Source organism: Methylophaga marina, assembly GCF_030296755.1.
Taxonomy (GTDB): Bacteria; Pseudomonadota; Gammaproteobacteria; order Nitrosococcales; family Methylophagaceae; genus Methylophaga; species Methylophaga marina.
The window spans coordinates 92,196-117,482 of the sequence record NZ_AP027741.1; the positions used below are offsets into that span (position 1 = coordinate 92,196).

21 protein-coding genes and 1 pseudogene are annotated in these 25,287 nt (G+C 42.8%); 13 read left to right on the forward strand and 9 right to left on the reverse strand.

Features of this window, described 5'->3' with window-relative positions; all coding sequences use genetic code 11:
- The first annotated feature begins 13 nt into the window (after positions 1-13).
- Entirely contained in the window at positions 14-1,303 is a 1,290-nt protein-coding gene (locus QUE24_RS00470; protein ID WP_286304746.1) for a GGDEF domain-containing protein, read from the forward strand.
- A 78-nt stretch (positions 1,304-1,381) separates the two neighbouring features.
- Here QUE24_RS00470 and QUE24_RS00475 read toward each other — a convergent pair whose 3' ends face one another.
- Positions 1,382-1,576 (reverse strand): hypothetical protein, encoded by a 195-nt coding sequence (locus QUE24_RS00475; protein ID WP_286304747.1) that lies wholly within the window; start codon positions 1,574-1,576, stop codon positions 1,382-1,384.
- Positions 1,577-1,784: 208 nt separating this feature from the next.
- Between QUE24_RS00475 and QUE24_RS00480 the strand changes: the two genes are divergently transcribed.
- From QUE24_RS00480 to QUE24_RS00490, 3 genes are all read left to right on the forward strand, one after another.
- Positions 1,785-2,288, forward strand: coding sequence for a YgjP-like metallopeptidase domain-containing protein (locus tag QUE24_RS00480; RefSeq protein WP_286304748.1), 504 nt, complete (start codon positions 1,785-1,787; stop codon positions 2,286-2,288).
- A gap of 398 nt (positions 2,289-2,686) precedes the next feature.
- On the forward strand, positions 2,687-3,145 hold the full coding sequence (locus tag QUE24_RS00485; RefSeq protein WP_286304749.1) for a hypothetical protein: 459 nt from the start codon (positions 2,687-2,689) through the stop codon (positions 3,143-3,145).
- Positions 3,142-4,851 (forward strand): putative bifunctional diguanylate cyclase/phosphodiesterase, encoded by a 1,710-nt coding sequence (locus QUE24_RS00490; protein WP_286304750.1) that lies wholly within the window; start codon positions 3,142-3,144, stop codon positions 4,849-4,851. The genes QUE24_RS00485 and QUE24_RS00490 overlap by 4 nt, the downstream gene beginning before the upstream one ends.
- Here QUE24_RS00490 and QUE24_RS00495 read toward each other — a convergent pair.
- A complete protein-coding gene (locus tag QUE24_RS00495; protein ID WP_286304751.1) occupies positions 4,814-5,998 on the reverse strand; it encodes an MFS transporter in 1,185 nt (394 codons plus the stop codon). The genes QUE24_RS00490 and QUE24_RS00495 overlap by 38 nt on opposite strands.
- Before the next feature lie 162 nt (positions 5,999-6,160).
- Positions 6,161-7,660 carry an FAD-binding domain-containing protein gene (locus tag QUE24_RS00500; RefSeq protein WP_286304752.1) on the reverse strand — a complete coding sequence of 500 codons (1,500 nt, stop codon included), beginning with the start codon at positions 7,658-7,660 and terminating at the stop codon, positions 6,161-6,163.
- A 136-nt stretch (positions 7,661-7,796) separates the two neighbouring features.
- Between QUE24_RS00500 and QUE24_RS00505 the strand changes: the two genes are divergently transcribed.
- From QUE24_RS00505 to QUE24_RS00520, 4 genes are all read left to right on the forward strand, one after another.
- Complete coding sequence (locus QUE24_RS00505) at positions 7,797-9,200, forward strand: TonB-dependent receptor (protein ID WP_286304753.1); 1,404 nt, start codon at positions 7,797-7,799, stop codon at positions 9,198-9,200.
- A gap of 543 nt (positions 9,201-9,743) precedes the next feature.
- Positions 9,744-11,915 (forward strand): TonB-dependent receptor family protein, encoded by a 2,172-nt coding sequence (locus QUE24_RS00510; protein ID WP_286304754.1) that lies wholly within the window; start codon positions 9,744-9,746, stop codon positions 11,913-11,915.
- A gap of 226 nt (positions 11,916-12,141) precedes the next feature.
- Entirely contained in the window at positions 12,142-12,348 is a 207-nt protein-coding gene (locus tag QUE24_RS00515; protein WP_286304755.1) for a hypothetical protein, read from the forward strand.
- A gap of 73 nt (positions 12,349-12,421) precedes the next feature.
- Positions 12,422-12,643 carry a plasmid stabilization protein gene (locus QUE24_RS00520; protein WP_286304756.1) on the forward strand — a complete coding sequence of 74 codons (222 nt, stop codon included), beginning with the start codon at positions 12,422-12,424 and terminating at the stop codon, positions 12,641-12,643.
- 118 nt (positions 12,644-12,761) lie between these two features.
- Here the strand turns inward: QUE24_RS00520 and QUE24_RS00525 are convergent, their stop codons facing one another.
- Complete coding sequence (locus tag QUE24_RS00525) at positions 12,762-13,151, reverse strand: hypothetical protein (protein ID WP_286304757.1); 390 nt, start codon at positions 13,149-13,151, stop codon at positions 12,762-12,764.
- A 123-nt stretch (positions 13,152-13,274) separates the two neighbouring features.
- Between QUE24_RS00525 and QUE24_RS00530 the strand changes: the two genes are divergently transcribed.
- A complete protein-coding gene (locus tag QUE24_RS00530; protein WP_286304758.1) occupies positions 13,275-14,279 on the forward strand; it encodes a helix-turn-helix domain-containing protein in 1,005 nt (334 codons plus the stop codon).
- A 58-nt stretch (positions 14,280-14,337) separates the two neighbouring features.
- Positions 14,338-14,772 carry a hypothetical protein gene (locus QUE24_RS00535; protein ID WP_286304759.1) on the forward strand — a complete coding sequence of 145 codons (435 nt, stop codon included), beginning with the start codon at positions 14,338-14,340 and terminating at the stop codon, positions 14,770-14,772.
- 67 nt (positions 14,773-14,839) lie between these two features.
- On the opposite strand, the gene QUE24_RS00540 is transcribed toward QUE24_RS00535, so the two are convergent.
- Positions 14,840-15,958: a choice-of-anchor A family protein gene (locus QUE24_RS00540; protein WP_286304760.1), complete on the reverse strand. Its 1,119-nt coding sequence runs from the start codon at positions 15,956-15,958 to the stop codon at positions 14,840-14,842.
- Positions 15,959-16,067: 109 nt separating this feature from the next.
- Between QUE24_RS00540 and QUE24_RS00545 the strand changes: the two genes are divergently transcribed.
- A complete protein-coding gene (locus tag QUE24_RS00545; RefSeq protein WP_286304761.1) occupies positions 16,068-16,622 on the forward strand; it encodes an NUDIX domain-containing protein in 555 nt (184 codons plus the stop codon).
- An 11-nt stretch (positions 16,623-16,633) separates the two neighbouring features.
- Here the strand turns inward: QUE24_RS00545 and QUE24_RS00550 are convergent, their stop codons facing one another.
- The 3 genes and pseudogenes from QUE24_RS00550 to QUE24_RS00565 all read right to left on the reverse strand — a co-directional run bounded on the left by QUE24_RS00550 (position 16,634) and on the right by QUE24_RS00565 (position 21,254).
- A complete protein-coding gene (locus tag QUE24_RS00550; protein WP_286304762.1) occupies positions 16,634-17,149 on the reverse strand; it encodes a DUF2380 domain-containing protein in 516 nt (171 codons plus the stop codon).
- Between the two features lie 144 nt (positions 17,150-17,293).
- A pseudogene (locus QUE24_RS00560) lies at positions 17,294-19,689 on the reverse strand (YbcC family protein).
- Entirely contained in the window at positions 19,686-21,254 is a 1,569-nt protein-coding gene (locus tag QUE24_RS00565) for an NADH-quinone oxidoreductase subunit L (protein WP_286304765.1), read from the reverse strand. Before QUE24_RS00565 ends, QUE24_RS00560 begins: the two are co-directional and overlap by 4 nt.
- 93 nt (positions 21,255-21,347) lie before the next feature.
- On the opposite strand from QUE24_RS00565, the gene QUE24_RS00570 reads away from it, so the two are divergent.
- Both QUE24_RS00570 and QUE24_RS00575 read left to right on the forward strand, forming a co-directional pair.
- Complete coding sequence (locus tag QUE24_RS00570; RefSeq protein WP_286304766.1) at positions 21,348-22,232, forward strand: LysR family transcriptional regulator; 885 nt, start codon at positions 21,348-21,350, stop codon at positions 22,230-22,232.
- Positions 22,233-22,381: 149 nt separating this feature from the next.
- Positions 22,382-22,798, forward strand: a complete 417-nt coding sequence (locus tag QUE24_RS00575; RefSeq protein WP_286304767.1) for a YMGG-like glycine zipper-containing protein — start codon at positions 22,382-22,384, stop codon at positions 22,796-22,798.
- 60 nt (positions 22,799-22,858) lie between these two features.
- On the opposite strand, the gene QUE24_RS00580 is transcribed toward QUE24_RS00575, so the two are convergent.
- Positions 22,859-25,078: an NADP-dependent isocitrate dehydrogenase gene (locus QUE24_RS00580; protein ID WP_286304768.1), complete on the reverse strand. Its 2,220-nt coding sequence runs from the start codon at positions 25,076-25,078 to the stop codon at positions 22,859-22,861.
- Between the last annotated feature and the right edge of the window lie 209 nt (positions 25,079-25,287).

Sequence of the window (25,287 nt, forward strand, 5' to 3'; positions counted from 1 at the left end):
ATTAACTCTATTTATGAGCACCGATTACAGTCACCTTACCCATATCAAAAGAGTAGATGATCTTCATCTTTACGAACTGATTCCTACTGTGGTTTGGATTTTTGATCTCGATAGACATGGTTGGTGGTGGGGTAATGATGCCGCGCTGACGTTTTGGGGACTCAACTCAGTTGATGAACTGATAAATAAAGATCTATCAGGTGATACCCAGGGCGCACGAGATAGAATGCAGCAAACCTTTGAGTTAGCGGCAAAAAATGGTCTGAGTATTGACCCATGGACGACCTATCCTGATGGTAAGGCCAAAACACTCTATATGTTACACAGAGCTGTTTTAATCGGCCCTGAACGACATCGCGCCATTATTGCCTATGTGAATGAACAGGTTGAGCTCGGTGAAACACCTGAAAACTTGCTGCTCGTTGAGGCAATGCGATATACCACGGTATTGGTAAGCACGTTTACTTTTGCTGGTGACATTGTTATCGAAAATCCAGCAGCCACAGAAGCCTATAAACACATCATTCCACAACAACTTGATCCTGATAAAAACGCCTTCACTGCCCGCTTTGAACATCTAGAAGAAGGCATTGAGCGACTAAAAGATGCCACTGAAAAGCGGGTTGGACGCTGGACTCATATGATGAAAACCAGTGCTGGCTTGCGTCAGCATACGCTGGATATACGCATCACACGCCACCCATTAACGGCAGAGTTTTTAATCTTGGTCACGGAATATGATGTGAGTGAGCTGCATCAAGCCTTGGACGCTGCAAATCAAGCTCAAATCGAATTAAAAAAACAGGCGCATTTCGATGCCATTACAGGGCTGCCTTCACTGCATTATTTACAACAACATGCCACGGACTATTTAGCTAAAGCTAAGCGTCACCAGCAACAAATTGCCGTAATGTTCTTAGACTTGGATGGCTTTAAATCAGTCAATGATACTTGGGGTCACAATGCAGGTGACCAGGTACTGAGGAATGTGGCACAACGCTTTAGTGGTTTATTACGCCAGGCGGATCAATTAGCACGTATTGGTGGTGATGAGTTCGTTATTATGATTGATGATCTCAAGGATCGTACTGATGTGGAAACCGTGGCTCAAAAACTGATTGATGGGTTAAAGCTTCCCATCGACTTCAATTCCTCAGACAATGAAACCAGACAAGTCAGCATAGGTGTCAGTATCGGCATTGCTTTTTTCCTGAGCATGGCACCACTCTGGATAATCTCCTCAAAGTCGCTGACAGTGCAATGTATGACGTCAAACGTCAGGGTAAAAATAATTTCTCTCTAGCGAAACCAACCTAAGGCAAGTTTGTTTTGATAACTCCCCTGTCCGTCTGACAACTGGCTCACCATAACAAAGCTCTCCTTATTTCTTTTTGTGTTTCTTTGCTGACTGGATGGCCGTGTAAATCTGATACAGCACATAAGGAAGCAACCCTAATATCAACGCTTCTATGCCGCTTAGTTTTTCACCTGCCAGAATCAGCACGATGATGAGTAATAGTCCGACAACACCAAGCTTGAGAAACTTGATGGATTCTTTCGCAAACACCTTCCGCATTTTGCTTCCTTTTTCCAATAGAAATGAAGTAGCTGACGACACAATTATTTAGTAAAACACGATGTTCCTTTATGACTTTTCAGCATGCAATAGTCAAGGAATAAGACATAACAGTCTGGCATTATTTGGGTGACAGTCCCTCACTTCATTCGCATTTGTTTTACAATTCACTTCACCTCATCAATCAATTCAAACAAATCGCATCATTATGTCGGCCCTAAAATATTTATCAGGCTACCCTGCGCCTGTTCTAGATCAAGTCAGCGCCGCCATTTCGGCGAAAACACTCGGTCAATATCTGCTTGGCAAATACCCTGATACACACAACATCAAAACCAATAAGTCTTTGTATGACTATGTTATAGATATGAAGAATCGACACCTGCGTCAGTCTAGTCCGCTCAGCAAAGTGCTTTACGATGACAAGTTGGATGTACTTCATAATGCTCTGGGTTTACATAGTTATGTATCACGTGTTCAGGGCAGTAAATTAAAAGCGAAAAATGAGATGCGTATCGGCTCGGTATTTAAGACGGCACCCGAGGCATTTTTAAATATGATTGTGGTGCACGAGCTGGCTCATTTAAAAGAGAAAGACCACAACAAATCCTTTTATAAACTTTGCACCCACATACAACCTGACTACCATCAACTTGAGTTTGATGTGCGGGTCTACCTTACCTATTTAGAGATATTTGGCGATCTATATTAGCGTTTTAAAATTCGCTAATAGAGTGGTTTAAGACTTGGATATGACTCAACAACTCCACCCATCTGAGTAAGTAAAAGACTAAGAAACATTTAGATTCTTCACTTTTAGTAAAGGTTGTAAAGAGAACAAAATGCTCATGACATTTTTAGTTGACAACCTTAATAAACATATGGTTATTTAACCATATATTTAATATGTGTATTAATAACATACTCGTATTTTCTAATACGATTTTTTGAGGTTTAAAAACCGTGCCAGCGAATGTTCAAACCGGACAAGATAAAAAGAAGTTATCAATAAAAGTCCACGTATACCTCTTATCAGAAAACACGTCCTATTTCGTTCTCCCAGTGAAAGCATCGAGGTCATTTTCTAGCAGCCTGAACGAGTTTTAGTCAATGACCTCAACGATATCAACCGCCTCTTCAAAGGTAGATTTGAGTGTGCTTTATCTGGGCAAAGATAAGCCTTTGGAGCATAAAATTCGTCGTTATCTTGGTTCTCGTATCAACCTTTATCTGGCTGCAGAGGATTATGAAACTGCCATAGCGTTATATAAACAGCATGCCATCGACACTATCGTTGCCGATACCGCTTTTCTCAGAGGTATGCCGAACTGCGCAATACATCAGTTTCGACACCTCAATGACAACGTCAATATCGTTTTACTGAATGAGAATCATGACATCATATCTTCGCCATTCGAGTTACCTTGTTTAGCCCAGCAACAATGTCCACTGAAACCCGTCAGTTTTGACAAGCTCTCAGACTTAGTCATGGCTGGTCATAATCAGTCTGATGAAAATAATATCGTTAATATTACTTCATCCGCTTTTTTCATAGCTCAGTGGCTATGACAATCAGTAGTCATGACAATAAAATTATTGCTGTGAATCATGCCTTCACACAAATTACAGGCTTTCAGGAACATGAAATTTTGGGTAAAAACCCACGAATTCTCAGTTCAGGTAAACACGATAAACAATTCTATGAAGACATGTGGGCTGCACTTTCACACGACAAGAAATGGAATGGTGAGATTTGGAATAAACGCAAAAATGGTGAGTTGTTTCTGGAATGGATAACTATCAATGCCATTACTAACAGCGCTGGTGATATCACACATTACTGCTCAATCTTCGCCGATATTACCGAACGCAAAGCGGCAGAAGAAGCCATTTGTAGATTGACATATAACGACCCGCTAACAGAGCTGCCCAATCGTCGTGCGTTTATGGAACGCCTTGAAGAACACCTATCACACTCCAAAGCTGACCAGTCATTATTCGCTATTTTGTTTCTGGATCTTGATAACTTTAAAGATATCAACGATACCTTAGGACATGATATTGGTGATGCCGTCATCAAAGAAACAGCATTACGTTTGAAAACCTGTATTCGTGAGGATGATCTAATCGCTCGCTTAGGTGGTGATGAGTTTACGGTTTGTCTGACAAACCTGAATACCGTTGATGACGCCAGCACTGTTGCTCAAAAACTACTAGATGCCATGACATCCCCTTTCATCTTAGAAGAAGAAAGACTCTATTTCTCGTTTAGTATTGGCATTGCCTTATTTCCTGTGCACGGTGAATCAACTCAAGAGTTACTCAAGCATGCTGACCAGGCTATGTATCATGCAAAATTTTCTGGTCGTAATAAATTCTCCTTTTTTGATCTTTCCATGGAGCAACACGCGCTCACAAAAACAGAGATAGTTAAACATCTTCGAAACTCAATAGGATCTGAGCAATTCTCTATACATTATCAACCGATTGTTAACCTTAAGACCGGCTTTATAGATAAAGCTGAGTCTTTATTACGCTGGACACACCCAGAACTGGGTAATGTCACGCCTGATGAATTTATCCCGATAGCCGAAGACATTGGGCTGATATGCGAATTAGGTAGTTGGGTATTTCGACAAAGTGCCTCTCAAGTAAAAGCTTGGCAGGAAAAATATATCGATAGCTTTCAAGTCAGCATCAATATTTCGCCAAAACAATTTCAAAATGAATCTTGTGATCTAGAAGAGTGGACAGATTTCTTATCACAACAAGCACTTAGCAATACAGCCATTTCCCTGGAAATTACGGAAGGCGTGATGATGAATGAAGGACCGATGACTGAGCAGCGCCTCAACATGCTAAAACATGCAGGCATTGAAATTTCTCTGGATGATTTTGGGACCGGATATTCTTCACTAGCCTATTTAAAAAAGCTGAATGTAGATTACCTAAAAATTGATCGGACGTTTATTCAGAATATCCACCTCAACCTTGATGATCAGGCTATGTGTGAGGCCATTGTCGTGATGGCACACAAACTCAATATCAGAGTCATTGCTGAAGGTGTTGAAAACGAAGCACAGTTAAATTTCCTAAAATCGATTGGCTGCGATTACGCGCAAGGCTATTGGTTTTCTAAACCCTTACCGAGCAAAGATTTCGAGCTGTTACTAGAAAAAAAGGCGCTTTTATTCACTAAGGTTATCAAAGTAATAGGCTCAATTACTGCTAGAGTAATTAGTTTGTGCGTGTTTCCACATGTAGAGCCAGTTTAAATACAGCAAGCCCTGACAAACTTAAAAACAGTCCAACCCAAACAGGTGCGACCCAGCCCATTTGTTGACTAATCACAAATCCACCTAAAAAAGCGCCTAAGGCATTGGCGACATTAAATGCTGAATGATTCAATGACGCAGCTAATGCTTGAGACTCTCCTGCTACGTCAATTAAACGAATCTGTAATACCCCTGCTAAGCCTGTCACCGTGAAACCAATCAAAAACAAGGCGACAATCGCTGAATAGAGTTGCGTCATACTTAGGCCAGCAATAATAAACGCAATAGAAGAACTGACCAGCACGGCGACAATCGTTTTATTCAAATGTTTATCCGCTAGCCAGCCAGCGACTAACCCACCAATGACCATACCTGTACCAAACACAGCCAGCGCTATAGGCACGACTTTGATACTAACCCCCGTATATTCGGTCAGTATGGGTGATGCATAGCTGTAGACAGAAAACATTCCCCCAAAACCAATTGCACCTATCGCTAAGGTCAGCCACATATTGATGTTCTTAAACCCAGCGAGCTCACCACGAAAACTCGCTGTGGGGTGTGCATCAATACGTGGTACAAAAAAGCTGATAGCTAATATGGTTGCCAACGCAATCATCGCCGAAAACTCAAAACCCGCGCGCCAGCCAAAGGATTGGCCAAGCCAGGTGGCGAAAGGTACACCAATGACATTGGCAATGGTTAACCCCATCATCACTTGTGCAATAGCTGTCGCCCGGCGATGCTGACCCGCTAAATCGGCAGCCACCAGTGATGCAATACCAAAATAAGCGCCATGCGGTAAGCCTGCTATGAAACGACTAAGCAGCATTGATGTTGGAGTATCAGCTAATGCCGTTAATCCATTAGCCAAACCATAAAACACCATCAAGCCTAGCAACAATGTTTTTCGCGGTAACTTCGCCCCTAAAATAGCTAATGCTGGTGCGCCAATCGTCACGCCTAATGCGTATGCTGTGATGAAATGTCCGGCAGAAGGAATAGATACCTTCAGATCAGCAGCGATTTCCTGAATAAGACCCATCGCCACAAATTCAGTGGTACCGATACAAAAGCCACCGATAGCCAGGGCGAAAATAACCCATGGTAGTGAATAAGATCGTGCTGAAGTGTCTGAAGAAGTCATCTGCTCAATTAGCTTGTCCGGAAAGGCGCGCAATGTAACACAAACCGGGTTAAACCAATATTAAGATGACTGAGCACTTAAGCTCTGATAAGCGCATGATGTCGCGAGTATAAATGGATGACATCTATTTTGTAAGTGCGTATGACACCAACTTGGCTTTATTTATAGCGGAAGTTCGCCTTGTTGCCAGGATGGTGTCTTCTGTTTCTTTTTATGAGAGGTACGTTTACGACTGGCGTGTTTTTTTACAATGATCTCAGCCTGTTGCCTGTGCTGGGACTGTTTCCTTAAGGCATAAATCTTTGCAGCAGCAGATTGCCTGGCAGCTTTTTCCTCCACGATAGGCTCTGGATACCCATTCATTAGTGACGGACGCGTCCACGGTTGATGAATAAAAGGGGCAGGCATATCAACCAACTCAGGTATCCATTGCCTGATAAAGTCCCCTTCTGGATCTTGTTCGATACCTTGTTTAATGGGGTTATATATACGGATACTGTTAATACCTGTTGTGCCTGACTGCATCTGTACCTGAGGGTAATGAATGCCTGGTTCGTAATCCGTAAATAATCTCGCCAGATATAACGCAGGTTGTCGCCAATCTAACCAAAGATGATAACTGGCAAAACTCATTAACATGGCTCGCATGCGAAAATTTATCCAGCCTGTAGCAATTAATGCGCGCATACAGGCATCAATCATAGGAAAGCCAGTCCGCCCATTTCGCCATGCCTCAAAATAAGTCTGGTTGAGATCAGGTGTACGCAAGCCATCATATATCGTATGCATATTCTTAAACTCTATACGCGGTTCATCTTCCAGTTTTTGCATAAAATGACAATGCCAACGAAGACGCGCTGAGAATGAACGCATTGCTTGTCGCCACTGAACTTTTGCCGGAATATGACTCTGTTTAATACCGGCAATACGATTCTCTGTAGCTTGGTAAACCTCTCGCATCGATAAGCAGCCAAATGCCAGGTAAGGTGAGAGTCGAGAGCAACTATCTACTGCTGTCAGCGGTGAGGACATTTCCTTTGTATACCCCTGCCCACGCTGATGTAAAAACGTATCTAAAAGACGAAGTCCTTGTTCCCTACCACCTTTCTGTCTTTGGCTACATCCATCATCACTCAAGCCAAGCTTATCCGGACTAGGTAGGTAGTCATTTTTTTCACTTGGTCCGCTGAGTTTATCCGGGCATACATAACATGCTTGATTCATATGCTGATACCAGCGTCTGGCCCATCCATCGCGATCTTTAAGTCGTCTAATCACACCATGCTGGCGAGGTTGATGCCAATTAACATGGTGATGGTCAGCCCAGGTTTGAACTGCAATGTCTCGTTGATAAGTCCAACCATTCCAGGTTTCCTGGTGTGACCATACATCAGTGATGGCATATTGCTGACGTAATGATTCAAAAACGTTTACCGCTTCGCCGACCCGAACGATGAGTGGGCATCCTCTTGCTGTTAATACCTGATTGAGTTCGTACAAACATTCTTTTAGAAACAGGTATTGTCTGCGAGACATATCACCTTGCTGCCAAAGCTCTGCTTCAAACACATAAACAGGCAGAATAGGACCTTGCTCAGCTGCCAGGGTCAATGCTCCATGATCTTGAATACGTAAATCGCGTTTAAACCAAACAATATTCATCGAATAGTGACTTATTAATAAATAGTTTAAGGTTGAATACTTTCACTAAATATGTGAAAAATAAGTTAAGTCATGCTGTTTCTCGTTTTTTGAGCACGACATACGTCATCCACTTGTCACCTCATAAAGGTCAATTATGGAAAACAAAATCCTCTCCCCCGGCGCCAAAGCACTTGAAGTCAATCTTGATAATATTCGCTACGGTTCCTTTGCAGAAATTGGTGCGGGTCAGGAAGTCGTGCGTTGGTTCTTTCGAGTCGGTGGTGCAGCCGGCACCATCGCAAAAAGTATCTCAGCCTATGATATGAAAGTGAGTGATGATATCTACGGCAGAGCGCCACGCTATGTTTGCCGTGAACGCCTTGAAGATATGCTCAAACTGGAATATGACCTCAATATCGAACGATTAAACGAACAGCGAGGCGAGACAACGGCCTTTTTTGCGTTTGCAGATACGGTCTCTGCACGTAACTATCATGGCACTAACGAATGTCATGGTTGGTTAGGTATTCGTTTTCAAACAGAGCCTCACGCAGCTCCAAGTGAAATCATTATTCATGTACGAATGCTTGATAATGAAAACTCGCTTCAACAAGAAGCGTTGGGCATTATCGGCGTGAACCTTGTTTATGGTGCTTTTCACTACAGCCACAATCCAGATCTATTAGTTAAATCACTCCTCGACAACCTAACAACAGACCGTATTGAAGTGGATATGGTGGATCTGCATGGCGATGCTTTTTTACATGTCGACAACCGTGTCATCAGCTTACGATTGGTGCAGTTGGGTTTGAGTGATGCAGCTATGTTTTCTGCCGATGGAAAAGTATTACAGCCTTCAGAGCACCTTCGTAAGAAAAATGTATTGGTTGAACGCGGCCGTTTCAGACCAGTGACTCATGTCAACATTGATATGCTCAATGCTGCCAGAAAGCAATTTGATGCAGACAATCAAGCCTCACCGGCAGACACCATCTCCATTATGGAGATTACTATGCATAATTTGCGTAGTGGCAATGACAGTATTGATCTGGAAGATTTTATTAGTCGTGCCGATGTGCTTGAGGCAACAGGTCATACCGTGATGATTTCTGATTATCCAGAGTATTATCGCCTTGTTTCATATCTTTCACGCTATACCGATCGCCGTATCGGCTTGACCATGGGCGCATCTAGCTTGGTAGATTTATTTAATGATGAGTACTATAGCAGTCTGCAAGGCGGTATCTTGGAAGCCTTTGGCCGTTTGCTTAAACATAACGTCAAGCTCTACATCTATCCATACAAAGACACACAGTCCGACACCCTGTATAAAGTCGATAATCTCAACATCGATCCCAAACAATCTTATCTCTATGAGTATTTGAAACAAGGTGAACACGTTCAACAACTCGAAGAATTTAATGAGGCGTATTTGCCCATCTTTTCACCAGATGTGTTGAAAATGATTACAGACAATCAAGATGGTTGGGAAAGCCTAGTACCCGATGTGGTCGCTGAGAAAATAAAAAAACAACATCTTTTTGGTTACAAAAATTGATAGAAGCATTACAACGACTGAATCACGCTCATCATGATTAAGTCGTTTTATTAACTGATATGGGATGTTCTCTTGAATTATTCCTTAGCAGATCAAGATGAACTCATGAGACTGGCAGCGTTGTTTCTTACTACCAAACCTTTGTTGTCCTAACACATTAAGTGGCTTAAGCCTGCTATCGAACAAGTCAATTTGCCGCGTATCCCTGTTCTGTTTTTTGTTTTTAGCGCATTCATAACACTGTGGTGAATTAACAACAATTTTCCTATCTTTACATAAATTAACACTATGGTTGAAATTAACCACACGTCTGGATGTTAATAACCATCCTCAAGTATTCGTCAATTTCGCACTATCAGCTATATTACCCGCTTTATCATTGCCTCCAAAACAGACAGTGGTTAATTTTAACCACTCCCTCATTTGTTTCAGTAAATCCCATTAATCTAATGATTTCGCATCCCAGTGTTGAAGGGAAAGACTCCTATACAAACAACACCAAACCCATCGCTATAGTCCTCTTTCCACATGTAGGAGAGAGAGATGGAATTAAGAAGAAAACTGAGTAAAAGTGCGATGTTATCATCGCTCATCATGGCCTCATTGAGTGCTCATGCTGAGGAAGAAAGAGACGCTGTTGAAGTAGACAAAATGACCGTCACCGGAATTCTTCCGGATAAATTGGAAGCCGTTCCCGGTTCATTCGATATTATCGATGAGGATTACTTAGATACGCGTCGTCCAATTTCTAACATAGAAAGGTTACGTACAGTGCCCGGTATCAATATCGTACCCGATGGCAGCATGGGCTTTGATACCAATATTGGTATCAGGGGACAGAACCCACGTCGAAGTGCCAAAGCCATGATTATGGAAGACGGTATTCACCTACAACTGGCTCCTTATGGCGATCCTGTTGTCCATTACACACCACCATCAACGGCATTAAGTCGTATCGAAGTCATCAAAGGCGCCGGTCAGATTTTATATGGCCCACAAACATTAGGCGGCGCGGTAAACTTCGTGACTAAACCTGTTCCTCGAAGTGGCAAGGTCGAGGGTACCATCACATCCGCTTTCGGTAATCAGAATTATCGTTTACTGGATGGTGCGATAGGCTATGGTAACGAGTTAGGCGGATTCACTTTTGGCTTTACCCAGAACAAAGGTGATGGTGTCTATGATCACAGTGAATTTGATGTCAAAGATTACCGATTCAAAGGTGAGCTCGACATTACCGAACGTCAGACATTAGGCTTGAAATTAGTTCACACGCGTGACAGACGTAATTCTACAGAGGCCTATTTAACACCTTATGAATATGATCGTGATCCTTACTCGCATCCCTCTATTCAAAATGATGAATGGGAACAAGATCGTGACGTCGTACAGTTACAACATATTTTCCGTGTTAACGATAAATTCAAATTAACCTCACAGGCTTACTACACCGACACATTCCGTAATGGTCTACGCAGTACAGAAGAGAATGAAGGCGATCTGGATAGTAACGGTAATATCGTGTCGTTATTCAGAAACTGCCCAGGACAAGGTGACGAAGGAGTCTCAGCTACTGATGTCAATGCCAGCTTATGTGCGGGTCGACATGCACCTCGTCAATATTACACGCGTGGTGTAGAAACACGTGGTGACATTTCTTATAGTTTATTTGACTTAGAACACGACACCATATTTGGTGTTCGCTATCATGAAGAGAACATACACCGTCAAGAGATCCTGTCGCAGAGTGTTGCTGAGCGTGAGAGTTATAAATTAGCACTGGCAAACAATCCAGGTGATGTGGAAGAAGCAAAAATTAAAACGCACGCTTTATCCTATTATTTGCAAAATACGACGTATGTAGGGAACTGGTCATTCACACCAGGTTTTCGCGTAGAAGATGTTCGTACCAGCGAAGAATTCTATGAAGGCGGTGTCCAGAATAACCGTGAAGCGTTGTCATACACTGAGTTTTTACCGAGTTTTGGCGTTGCATGGAATGGGATTACAGGTACCACAGTCTTTGCTGGAGTACATAAAGGCATCGCACCAGCTCGGGCTGATAGGGAGTTTACTGAAGACGGCGGTCGTGCTGAACCTGAAGAAAGCACCTTATATGAAGTTGGTTTCAGAAGCCGTTACTTCAAAGGTATCAATGTTGAAGCTACATTGTTCCACAATGATATTCAAAATACCTTAGTGGACTTTGGTGATACATTCGATAATAGTGGTGATAGTGAACAAACCGGTATCGAACTCTCAGGCCGTATCAACTTTGGTGATATTTTCGACTGGACAAATAATATCTATCTATCAGGTGCTTATACTAACTTATGGACAGCTGAATACAAAGATGGACCTGATCCGTCAATCAACGGTAACAGAATGCAGTATGCACCTGAACATATGTTAAATATGGATCTGGGATATGAACATCAAAGTGGTGTGAATGCCAGAATTGGTGTCCAGCATGTGAGTAAACAATTTGTTGATGATGGTAATACTCGTAACGAAGATGTCAGTGGACTGCAAGGCACTATCCCAGGATTCACTATCTGGAATGCGGGTGTGAATTACGCCGTGCCAAACTCAGGTATTACCGTCTTTGCTATTGTTGAAAACTTATTCGACAAAGAGTATCTGGTCAGTCGGAATGAAGGTAAATTGGTTGGTCGTGAACGCTTGTTCTTTGGTGGTATTACCTACGACTTCTAATAAAATGGGAAGAAAACAATGGACTGTTTTTTCATTTAGTAAAAGCCCGTTTTTTAAAGCGGGCTTTTTTTGACTGAATATCAGCCTTCATACATCTAGTGGTTTCACCTGGTTAACAATTTATATCGAACAAAAATGATGGATATCCGTGATAAATTTGTATCTGTCAGCATGAATGTTAACGTAATCGATATACAACACTTTTTGGGTGACACAGGCTATGACCATGCAGCAAAAACACTCGACTTATTCCCCTGAACACATAAAAGACAGTGAAAGTGATCAACTTCACCAACAACGCGACTTGATATTAACGCATGAGGAAGCGCTGGCAGGCAGTCCTGATGATAGTGCAGCCTGTGGCGAGGAAGATATTGGTGCTGGCCTTGAATTTTTAGTGACAAAACACGACCATCCTGACTCTGGTAAATAACCGAGCAGAAACTATCGTTTACCCCCACTGTCACCTCTTGTGAACATGTTTCTATTTTTAATGGAGTGAAATCATGGCGCAAGGTAGTAAAGAAAAATATACAGATAAACAAAAACGTAAAGCTCAGCACATAGAAGAAAGTTATAAAGAACAAGGTGTCTCAGAAGAGGAAGCTGAAAGTATAGCCTGGGCAACCGTCAATAAAGAATCCGGTGGTGGTAACAAGTCTGGCTCGGGACGTGGCAAAAAAGATAACCACAGTGCCAGTCGAAATGGTGGTAAGAAAAGTCACTGACTCTCAAAAAAGTCAGTGACTTTTCTTGCTTAACTACTAGCTCATTGTGACTCTGTTTTTTCAGTAAGCGTGGATTTCAGAATAATCACAGCCCCTTTACCAAAACCGTAGCTGGTCATCAGCAGACTGGAATACAAATAAAAGGTAAATACCCTGCTCCAGTCACATCAGGATTGAAGGTATCATGTAAAGGGTCGAGTACCGGAAACAGTGCATACATTAAAAATAGGCTGGAGTTGGTAAACGCACCCACCACCATTGACCAGCGAACATGCCATGGTAGAGCTACCTTGGCCGCATAAAAGCCTAAAATCAAGGCACTCATAATCAGAAAATCGAGATGTGCTTGTAACACCCGCTTAGGTGATCCGGGAATCAAGGTTTGTAAAAAACCCAGCTGGTTATATAACCCCACCAGACACCAGGCTAATAACAAAGCCATCAATATCCATAAACATGCCCCCCGAAGCATAACGATATTTGTGGATGACGCTGACGTATTTTGCATATCTCTCTCCTGCATTTATTGTATTTTTTCTATGTTATTATCCATTTATATAAAAAGACGTCTTGCTTGAAACGGCGCAATAACTTGACCGAGAAGGTGATGGTCAATAAAAGAGAGATAAAGATGAATAGCCAGCTTTCCACATTGCAAGGTCAGCGTTTCTGTACTGATGATTTACCGAGCTCACAGAGGCTGAACTGGTTGAAAGAAATCATTGGACGCGAATATGCCAATGTGGATGTGAGTCAAATTGCTGATGAGCCTGTGTTCAATGATATGGTCATCTATCCGTGGTTATATGGCACACGATTTTCTCCTATCAAAACTCAGCCGTTGCAAATAGAACGTTTATCCAGAGAGCCAACAGAAGTCAGTCAAGATAACTATTTTGCCGTTATGCTGATCGATGGGCGATATAAACTTGAACAAGATGGACGCGAAGTGTTTCTGGAAAAAGGCGAAATAACCTTATACGATGCGACGCAATGGCATCGTATTACCATGCCTGAACCAGCATCAAAAGTGATAATTTCTATTCCCCGTGACTACCTCAAACAAAGGCTTAGTCATGTAAGTGAGCTAACAGCAAAGAAAATATCAGTCACATCAGGTATTGGCGCGGTAACCTCGCACACGCTGCAAACATTCGCTTCACAATTAACTACATTAGACACGCTATCCTTCCAGTCTATGTTTGATCCCTTGATTGATATGCTTACTCTATCGCTTAACCAACTCTCACCCCAGTCAGTTGAGTTATCTCGATCTCAAAACACGACTCTGTTTCATATTAAGCGCTATATAGATAATCATTGTCATCACCCCGATTTATCTCCAGCCATCATTGCCAATGCTGTCGGTTTTTCAGTGCGATATATCAATCATCTCTTTCAAACTGAACACACCTCCTTAATGCGTTATGTCACCCAACAACGCTTAAACAGAGTGTATCGGCGATTACACCATCAGCAATCTATGCATCAGACGATTACTGAACTTGCCCTGGAAGCAGGGTTTAATGACATGGCCCACTTCAGTCGTGTCTTTAAATCCCAGTTTGGTCTATCGCCTCGACAATTACGAGAACATGTAAAAAAAGAGGTGTATGCGTGCGCTAACACAAATTAATTCACCTACATATAATGACTAACGCTTGACGAATGTCCAATTAGAGAGAGAAATAACAATGAAAAGAAGACAAGCTGGCAGTACAGCAACACAATTCTTACTATGGTTGCTTCTATTAGTGAACACCGCAGGTATTGCTTATTACTACTACACTACTGAAGTGAAAACCAAACACATTCCAAACCTGGTCGGTACATGGAGTGGGGTCAATCTAACCGTCTCAGATGAAAAAGGCTATAAAACCTGGAACGATAAAACTGTCACCATTACAGAACAACAGGATCGCCGTTTTCGTGGCACTTTTACCTATGCTGACGGCACCAAAAACTTTTTTGGTGTGATTTATCCTGATAATACAGCCTTTACCTGGGTATCAACACCAAGCCATGGTTATGTTCATGGCCGAATTCTCGGTGATAACACAATCGGTACTTGCTATGTTGAAACTTGGGAACATGCCACAGCGGGTTGTGCAACATTAGAAAGACAATAATAACGATATTCCAAACATAAAAAAGCCACCCATTCAGGTGGCTTTTTTCTATCGCTGAAAGTGTGACTTAAGCAGCGGCTTTTACAGTATTCGCTTTGCGACGTAGGCCTAAGAAGCCCAGTAAAGCGGGAGCGAATAAAAAGGCAGCCGCAGGAACGGGTACAGCTGAAGGCGGCACAAAACCAGAAGGTTGTGAGTGAATTTCAGCGTTCTGGTTTAAGGTTTTTGCAGCTAAGGTACCTTCAATATTCCCGTGAGTAACAACATCTGTACCCAATGCTAAAATGCTACCGCCGAATTGTGAGGTAATGTGAAGACTGTCTGCATCGGTAAAATTCCATAACAATATGTCAGCTAAATCCACTGCTGAATTCGCCAGGAAATTCACGCTGATATCGTACTCAGAAAGTGCGTCATCAAAGACATTAAACAAAATGCTGGTTGCACTACCGATGTTGAAGGCAAACTCATTCACACTATTAAAAAAGCTTTCACCATCGTTAATATTAAACACCGCTAATCCATCGGTATTCGGTGTCGCATTAAACGTGACTTTGCCACCGGTAATTGTGTAGTTACTATTAAAATCAGTACCTGCTAACTGGTTAGAGAACTGACCTAATGTGTTCACCGCATTTGCTGCTGCAGCAGCTGGATCAAAAGGGACTGATACCGGTTGATTGATAACCGTACCACTACCGTTTGCTTTGACTGTTCCTGTGTTAGTACCACCGAAGATAGTATTACCACCATTAGTCTCTACAGTGCCTGAAACATTACCAACCACAGAGGTTGAACCATTACCATTAGCGAGGTTTCGAACAGTTCCTGAGACTGAGTTTATATACGCATCACCACCATCATTAATGGTGAGTGAGCCAGACACATCACCACCGATATTAAGGCCTTTGCCTTTAGTTTGTACATTACCCTTGAGGTCACCACCGACAGTTAAAGATGGAACAGCGGCATTTGACGTGGAATGCATGTTGTACATACCACCGTTAACATTGCCACCGATTAATGCGTTACCATCTATTTCAGAGGTACTAATGACATTGCCACTAGTAATAAGGTTGTATTGATTAAGAAGAGACATGGCGTCTATTTCAACAGCATCAGCGTAAGCTAACTGATTAACACTAAGAGTCACTACTCCAACCATGGCAAGTTTTGACAAACGCATTTGAATCTTCCTTTATGTGATTACTTAAATTATATAACCACCACAACTAAAAAAGTATAGTACTAAAGTACTATTTTTTCTCTTTCTTTAATTAAAGAAAAAAATATTTATGACAAAAACAAAAATTGGCGGCTGGGTTCAGACATCCCAGCAAATACCTTATGACAACCCATGGATTCAAATTCGCCATGAAGAAGTGATCAGACCGAATGGCAGTGAAGGAATTTATGGTGTCGTCCACTTCAAGTCTCATGCCATTGGCGTCATCGCCATTGATGACAATAATCATACTTGGTTAGTCAAACAAAGTCGTTATCCAAATAATGAAACCACCATCGAAATTCCGGAAGGTGGTGGCCCACTGGATGAACACCCTCTGGAAGCGGCAAAAAGAGAACTTAAAGAAGAAACGGGGTTTACGGCAACAGACTGGCAGCCACTGATGGAGTTACGCACCTCCAACTCAGTGACCGACGAAAAAGCCTATATTTTCCTGGCGACAGGGCTGACAGCCGGTGATCAAGAACTCGAAGAGACTGAAGATATCGAATTAATAAAAGTCTCAGTAGACACAGCCATTGAAATGGCTATGAACGGCGACATCATAGATGCCATGTCAGTAGCAGCTTTAATGAAACTTGCTGTGATGAGGCAAGCTCGATAAATAAGGTTGTTTTATTGATAAGACTCGTTGATTTCAAGCACGGCACTATCAATCGCTCTTTGCCAGGCTTTCTCCGTATTGCCTCTATAGTCACGCACAACACGCAGAACGGTGTTTTGCGTTTTTACATCACGGACTTCTATATAAAGTGTCTGAATCAACACACTCATACGAAATACCCATGGCACCACCACGTATCTGGCATCGACTTTTTCAGCAAGATCAAACTCGCAACCATTACACCTTTCAAGGTTAAACTTCTGCCTTGCTTCAGCCAGTAATGCTTGTGATTCTGGCGTATCAATAACCTGAAACGAAGTGCCATTATTCAATGTTTGTTGTAAATATTGATCAGATGCCTCTATTACCTCGGCATCATGTTCTTGTAATGACTGAACCGTATCATCACCACGTAACTCGAAACCAAGCAGCAGCACATCCGATTTTTCATCTTTCTGTGCATGAGCCGTGTTGAAGCCAAAAAGCAGACATAAACACGCGGCAAACAATAACTTTTCAATTCTCATACTCTCTCCTCTTTTAACTTTAGCCAACGCTGACTGGAGAAAGTTTCAACTCAGAAAAGATCAACTCATCGCGAATAAACTGACTGATTCAGAATGAAACAGTCGATAGCCTAACTGTCTCATTTTGTTATCCATGTCAGCTAGTTAGTGAAGGTGTTTCCAAGCTGATTGTTGATAGTGCTCGAAGGTATTGTCATCAGACCAATGCACAATAAACAACCAGCCATTGTCGACAAGGTCACGTACTGTTTGATGTTTAGCGATCACATTTTCAATCGCTTGTTTTGGCGCAGCAATATACACACTAATTCTTAATGGATGATGACGCCAGTGCTCACCGTCATGGATGGATTGCATCGCAAGACCAATTCGCAGGTCTCCCCATTCCCTTCAAACACACCGACATGCTGGCCGACAGCATTATGTAGCAGCTTATTGCCACTACCAAAAAACGTATTATCTGTGACCGATAAGTTGTACTGCATATTGATCCACTGAGTCACAATCATCGGTGCCGTCATGATTTGCTCCAGTAATGCAAACTCGGCATCGGTGTGCCAGTCATAGTCATGCAAAAAGGAACGGCCCTGTAAATCCAGTCCACGAGTACGCTGACGTGGTGCCACAATAAATGAGGCATTATTCGCTAAGCCCCATTCAGGCCGCACTTCTGACCAATCTTTACCTCTGTCTTTTAGCGACTTTTCTAATGCATCATCATCCAGATCTTTTAAGCCTGCATCCATTAACTGAATACGTTCGCGACGGGTTTGTTTAGAAGCCTGTTCTAACCAAGTTTCAATGTCAGCATTATTTAATGCATCAAAGCAGACGATTTCATCCGTTGTGGTGTTATGTAATCCAGATATAAAGCGTGTGTTTTCAGGAATATGGATGTCCGCTTTTTGCAGCTCCGTTCTGACAGAAGGATCATTTAACAGGCTGGTTAAAACACGGACATTCACTTCCCCACTTTGACCACAGCATGCACCACAATCCAGACCTGATGCATGCAAATTATTGCGGTTTTCACTACCATGACCTAGCAGTAAAATGGTCGATGCAAAGGTCTTGGTCAGGCCCATGCCTTTGAGTACACCCGTAACCATATTGACCTTCTCAGACAAACTTAATTCAGCATGGTTATGGCTTATGTGCCAGTGATGATGGTGAGTAAACTCATCAATTAGTTTTTCTTTTTTCTTGCTGAAGAAATTATCTTTTATCAGTTTATAAGCGTAGGTCCAACCCATGGTCTCTACCATGGTGAATGAAGATACCGGTGAACTGGCCCAGTTTTTCCAGGTACTTGCATTACTGACTTTGGTCAACTTTTTATGGTTGGGTGTTTGCTCACTCACTTTCACTGACGGCGCAATCAGTCCTGGCAGTTGTGGACGCTTAACCTGCGTGTTGGCGGGTTGATAGGTGATGGGTAAACCGAAGAAACCTGCAAAGCCAATGGTTTGAATAGCATCATTCTGTAATTCAAGATTGCGTCTAATACGTTCAGAGCGTACATCAATACAAAATGCGGCTTGTAAGACCGGTCTTGAATCAAGCGGCTTGGGTGTTGTTTGGGTTAGCGTTTTCTGTAGCTGTTGCTGGTAAGTCAACTCAGCAGCATAAGCCCAAACCCAATAATGACAGGCATATTCATGATGGGCGGCTATACGCGCCATCAGAGATTCTTTTTGATGCTCCCACTGTTGTTTTAATGCCTTAAATTCAACCTGCCCAGGCTTACTTTTCAACTGACGCCAGATAATTAAATCCCAAGCGATTCTGATGGCAAGCAGCGCTTCTACACAAGCGGTCTGTTGATTATTGAGACGGTTTTCCCAACGTTGCCAGGCAAAATAACTAGCCCAGCCATTAATACACATCAATAACTTATGTGCATATAACTCGAGCTGCTGCGGCGTCAATTCCAACTCAGCAACCGCTTGGGCAAACAAACTTTCCAGGTCATCAGGCAGCTGAGTGAAAGCGTGGCGCAGTTTTTTCTCACCCATCAGTAGTGACATGCCGTAATCATGGCGAGTGAAATCTAACCAGGCAGAATAAAGATGATCGAAAGTCTCTGGCTCCTGATTCACAAACTCACCACAAAACTGACTGATCTGGTGAACAATTTCATCCTGCCAACGCATTTTGTGATGATCACGGCTTAAATCCGCAATTTCGGCGATGCTCAATGCTGCATCGGGCTGTGGATGTTCAAGTGAGGCCTTCAACTCATCAACTGTCGCCGTGTTGACACCATATGTCTTAGCAGATTCGAGTAATGTCGACTCACTGATTTGGCCTTGTTGAAACAAGCCGAGGTAATAGTCAGCTGACATCGTTGTGTTCAGACCTTGTAATGCCCCTATTCTGGCTGAAGCCGACTCGATCGTTTGCTCACGAAATTCCCATAAAGCATTGACCGCAATGAACCGATCCAATGGCCAGTTTGGAGCAATATATGAACTCGCTTGATGGATGGCAGCGGTATGTTCGACGCTGAGTCCAGACAATGACTGATTCACAGTATTCATGAAGTCTCCTTGCTAAGTGGCTGATTGTTAGATTCCACTCTGGTTTCTGGTCTTAATGTGATTGGCCACAGAAATAGAGTCAGTCGGGTCATCAATTCATCTAAGTACAAACCTGAAAACAGCCAACGATATAAGGTTCTGGTGGCTTTAGCCTGAGGAAACACACGCATCTGCACAGCCAGTAAAAATAATGCGATAAACAGTGCAGACAACCAGATGTCCATGGCATCAAACATCGTACTTGCATACACAGGCGGCATGACCCAAGTAAACATCGCTTTGCCACCCATGTAAAAGCCAACCAGTAACGCCACAGTCAGACAAGAAGTGAGGAACTGCAATAGAGTGCCGTTTCTTACTGCAGACACCAGATATAAAGCTAATGCAGTATTCACTAATAACCAGACACTCAACGGCCCTGAATAGGAAGTGAAATAGACAATCCCATAAGTGCTGATGATGACCAGTAATAGACTCGACATGGCAGAGAGAAAAGTGACGTTTTTCTGCGGTGCTAATTGCTTAAGACTGTATTCCTGCAACACATCACCTGCACTGAGGAACATATAAGCTTTATAGAGTGAATGAGAGATTAAGTGAAGTAAGGCTAGCTCATATAACCCTAAAGCACATTCAATCAACATTAATCCCATTTGGGCACAGGTTGACCAGGCAAGTTTTACCTTAATACTGATACGCGTCATCATGACTAAGGCACTGATGAGCGTACTCAAACCAGCAATAATCAGCAGCACCCATTGTGCATCAACACTGAACGCAATCAATGGTGCAAAGCTCAGTAATAAAAAACCACCCAGATTGATAATACCGGCATGCAACAAAGCACTAATCGGCGTGGGAGCCTCAACCACTTGAATTAACCAGCCATGTAGCGGTAACTGAGCACATTTAATTAAGGCGGTGATGGCCAGTAAGATAGCCGCTACAGTCTCTGCGACTCCCAACTCAGCAGCCGATGCCGATGTCAGGTAGTACTGGCTTATTTCACTGAGGTAAAACGTACCGTGTTGTGTATATAAAAGAACAAATGCTGAGAGTAAGCTGAGCTCAGATACTCTCGCTAAGATGAATTTTTTATGGGCGGCTAGTACAGCGCGAGGTCTGTCTGGATAAAATAATAATAAACGATGGAAACATAAACTGATGGATACCCAGCCTAGCCAGAAAATCAACAGATGATTACTGACAATCACTATGGATACAGAGGTAAGGCTTAAAAATAACCAACGCCAGTAACGATGTGTTTTTGTCTCACCGGATAAATAACGCTGAGAAAACTTCACCAGCACAATAGTCATAAAGCACACGAGCAACAGCACAATCAGATTGACATTGTTCATGGCCAGTAAGGCGTGTGAGTCTTCTGGTTTTTCTATATGACAAACAGTGATTAATATGGCGGAGATGACAACAGCCACCGAAATAGATTTAAGAATGCTTTGACGGGTGTTGTCACTGAGTCGACTTGCCCCGGATAAAAGACTAGCAATGGCTAAGGTTAATGGAATAAGCGCTGGGAAAACGGCTGTCAGTTCAAAATTCACACACATACCTCCTTAAGATGGTGAAAGTATGGCAAATGCTTTAACATAAATAAAATAGATATTTATTAACAAATAAATAAGTTTTAATTAAGTATGGCAAAAATAAACTACCATCATCTTTATTATTTCTGGCGCGTTGCCCTGTCTGGCAGTATCACCAAGACAGCTGAAGAATGTCATGTTTCACAATCGGCATTATCACAGCAAATCAAACAACTCGAAACCACGATGAACGTCAAATTATTCGAGCGTGCAGGCAGACAACTTTTATTAACGGATATGGGCAAAAAGATTCTGACCTATGCGGATGAAATTTTTACGACAGGTGAAGAGTTACAATCCTTTATCAGCAAAGGCGGTACAGCGACACAAAAGCACATCAAAATCGGTGTTCTGACCACCCTTTCCAGAAACTTTACAGAGAGCTTTATTAGCCCCTTACTTCAAGAGCCCAATGTCAGCTTTACACTCACCACGCGAGGCATGACCAATCTACTCAATGGCCTCAGTAGTCATGAACTGGATCTGGTGCTGACCAATCGCTCTGTCAGCCAACAAAATGATGATGCTATCTGGCAAAGTCAGTTGGTCTCCAGGCAATCGGTATCTATTATTGGTCCGGCAAAACACAACCCCAAAAAGACCTTTCCACACGGTTATGAAAAACTGAAATGGGTACTGCCAACCAAAATCACTGAAATTCGTTCGGCTTTTGATGCCTACTGTGCCACGCTCGGGTATGAGCCGGATATTATTGCCGAAGCCGATGACATGGCGATGTTACGACTATTAGTACGTGATACCGGCGCCATTACTGCCCTGCCTCCGGTTGTCGTCAAAGATGAAATATCCAGTGGCAATTTGTCTGAGTACCAAGTGTTACCCAATGTCTACGAACACTTTTACGCCATCACCATTAAACGGACATTCGTACCTGAAATTGTGACCGACCTGCTACAAAAGAATATTGTGGATTAAGGTTTCGCTCACTTAACCAAGACTTAACCTCCTGATTGTTACAACTCATCATGACATCACGGTCTTCTATGCTGTTAATAGATAGCCGCGGTGCCTAGCTTCTTTTTTCACTTTTTACTTAAGTGAATACCAAACATCAGGAGGTAGATATGAAGCGATTAATACCTTTACTACTGTCATCAACACTGATTTCTGGTGCAGCCATGGCAGATAACAATACGATTAACGCCGCTTTGGGCGGAGGTATTGGTGGTGCAGTCGGTGCTGCAGTAGGACACGAAATGGGAGGTCAAAACGGCGCTATCTTGGGTGCTGCCATTGGTGGCGCTGTCGGGTCAGTTGTCACCAGCAAGGTCTCAACAAACCGGTATCGTGATGATCATCACCACCGTTATCACAATGATCACTATGACAAAAAAGACTGGAAACACAAACAAAAAATGGCACGTTTAGAGGCCAAATACCGTCAAGACAGAGCCCGAGAATATCGCAAGTATCGAAAAGCTGTTGAACATCAACATAGAAAATACCAACATGATCGGTACTATCATCACGGTCGTTACTGAGAATGCGATAAAAACAAAAAAGCCCCGACATTCGGGGCTTTTCTTATTAAATGATGACGCTTAAACAAGCTGAGACAGAATGGTATTCAATGTGGCACTTGGACGCATAATCGAATTCATCATCTCATCATCAGGCAGGTAGTAACCGCCCATATCAACCGCTCTACCCTGCACCTCATTCAATTCGTTCACAATGGCAGCTTCATTTTCAGCCATGGCTTGAGCGATAGGTGTGAACACCGCTTTTAACTCGGCATTGTCTGTTTGCTCTGCCAGTGCTTCAGCCCAGTACATGGCTAAATAGAAATGACTACCCCGGTTATCTAACTCACCCGTTTTTTCTTTGGGCGATTTGTTTTCTTGCAGTAATTTGCCCGTTGCGGCATCCAAGGTGTCAGCTAACACTTTTGCTTTTGGATTATCCTGGGTATTAGATAGATGCTCCAACGAAGCCGCCAAAGCCATCAATTCGCCCAAAGAGTCCCAGCTCAAATGATTTTCATCAATCAGTTGATCCAGTAATTTTGGCGCGGTGCCACCTGCACCGGTTTCAAATAAACCACCACCTTGCATGAGTGGCACTACAGATAACATCTTCGCCGATGTTCCTAACTCCAGAATAGGGAATAAATCGGTGTTGTAGTCACGTAATACGTTACCAGTCACCGAAATCGTGTCTTTACCGGCTCGAATTCTATCTAAAGAGAGTTGTGTGGCCACGACCGGATTTAGAATGCGAATATCCAATCCAGCTGTATCATGCTCAGGTAAATAGTCATTTACCTTTTTAATCAATTCAGCATCATGTGCCCGGTTTTCATCCAGCCAGAAAATCGCCGGTGTATCGGATAAACGTGCTCGGCTGACGGCTAATTTCACCCAGTCACGGATTGGTTCATCTTTGGTCTGACACATACGGAAGATATCCCCTGCTTCCACATCAAACTCAAATACCGTTTCAGACTGTTGGTTAGTGACAATAATTTTGCCATCCGCTTTCGCCTGGAAGGTTTTATCATGCGAGCCATATTCTTCGGCTTTTTGAGCCATCAAGCCCACATTCGGTACGGTACCCATGGTGACCGGATCCAAAGCGCCTTTTTGTTTACAATCATCCACCACTGTTTTATAGACACCGGCATAACAGCGATCAGGAATCATCGCCAGCGTGTCTTGTTGCTCGCCTTTTTTATTCCACATTTTGCCACCGGCACGAATCATCGCCGGGATAGAGGCATCCACAATCACATCTGAAGGGACATGGAAATTGGTAATGCCTTTATTCGAGTCCACCATCGCCACATCAGGCTGGCTGGCATAGACTGCTTCAATATCCGCTTCCACCGCTTTTCTGGTTTCGTCATCAACATTGGCCAGGCGGCTGTATAAATCACCTAAACCGTTATTGAAGTCCACACCCAGCTCATCAAATAGATTGCCGTGTTTTTCAATTAAATCTTTGAAAAACACTCTGACAGCAAAACCAAACATTAAAGGATCGGACACCTTCATCATGGTGGCTTTTAAATGCAGAGATAACAGCACATTGTCTTGTTTTGCTCTCGCAATGGCATCGGCATAAAACGCCTGCAGGCTGCTTGCACGCATACGCGTCGCATCCACGACTTCACCCGCTAATACCGGAATCGACTTTTTCAGTACCGTTTCATTGCCTGCTGTATCGACAAACGTCACTTTAAAGTCATCGGCCTGAGCAGAGGTAATGGATAATTCGCTGCCATAGAAGTCATTCGCATCCATATGCGCGATGTCAGTGGCTGAATCGGCTTTCCATTCGCCCATACTATGCGGATTTTTACGTGCATAGTTTTTCACCGCAGCGGGGGCTCGGCGATCAGAGTTACCCTCACGTAACACCGGGTTCACAGCAGAACCTAATACTTTGGCATAACGATCTTTAATCGCTTGTTCAGCAGGATTTTTAGGTGATTCAGGATAATCAGGCAGGTCATAACCTTTTGATTTTAATTCTGCAATCGCGTTTTTTAACTGTGGGATGGATGCAGAAATATTCGGTAGCTTGATAATGTTGGTAGCCGGGTCCTGAGTTAACGCACCGAGTTGTGACAGGTGATCAGGAATTTTTTGTTCGTCGCTTAGATTATCGGGAAAGTTAGCAATGATACGTCCTGCAAGTGAAATGTCCCGGCTTTCGATATCAATATTCGCATTGGCTGTAAAAGCACGAATAACGGGCAACAAAGAGTACGTTGCTGATGCAGGTGATTCATCTACTTTGGTATAAATAATTTTCGACATTCTAAACCCTTAAAAATACGTGATTTTGAATCGCAAGTTCATGCACTGATGACCTCGCATACCCGCGTAAGGCTGGCGACAATAGCTCGTTTGAAATATGAGAGACATTTCGACTACTGCCTTAATCAACCACCCTCAATGGCAAGGTTGATTAAGAGACTGTGTAACGCTGGGTTTCCATAATTTTGGCTGACACACTTTATCATATC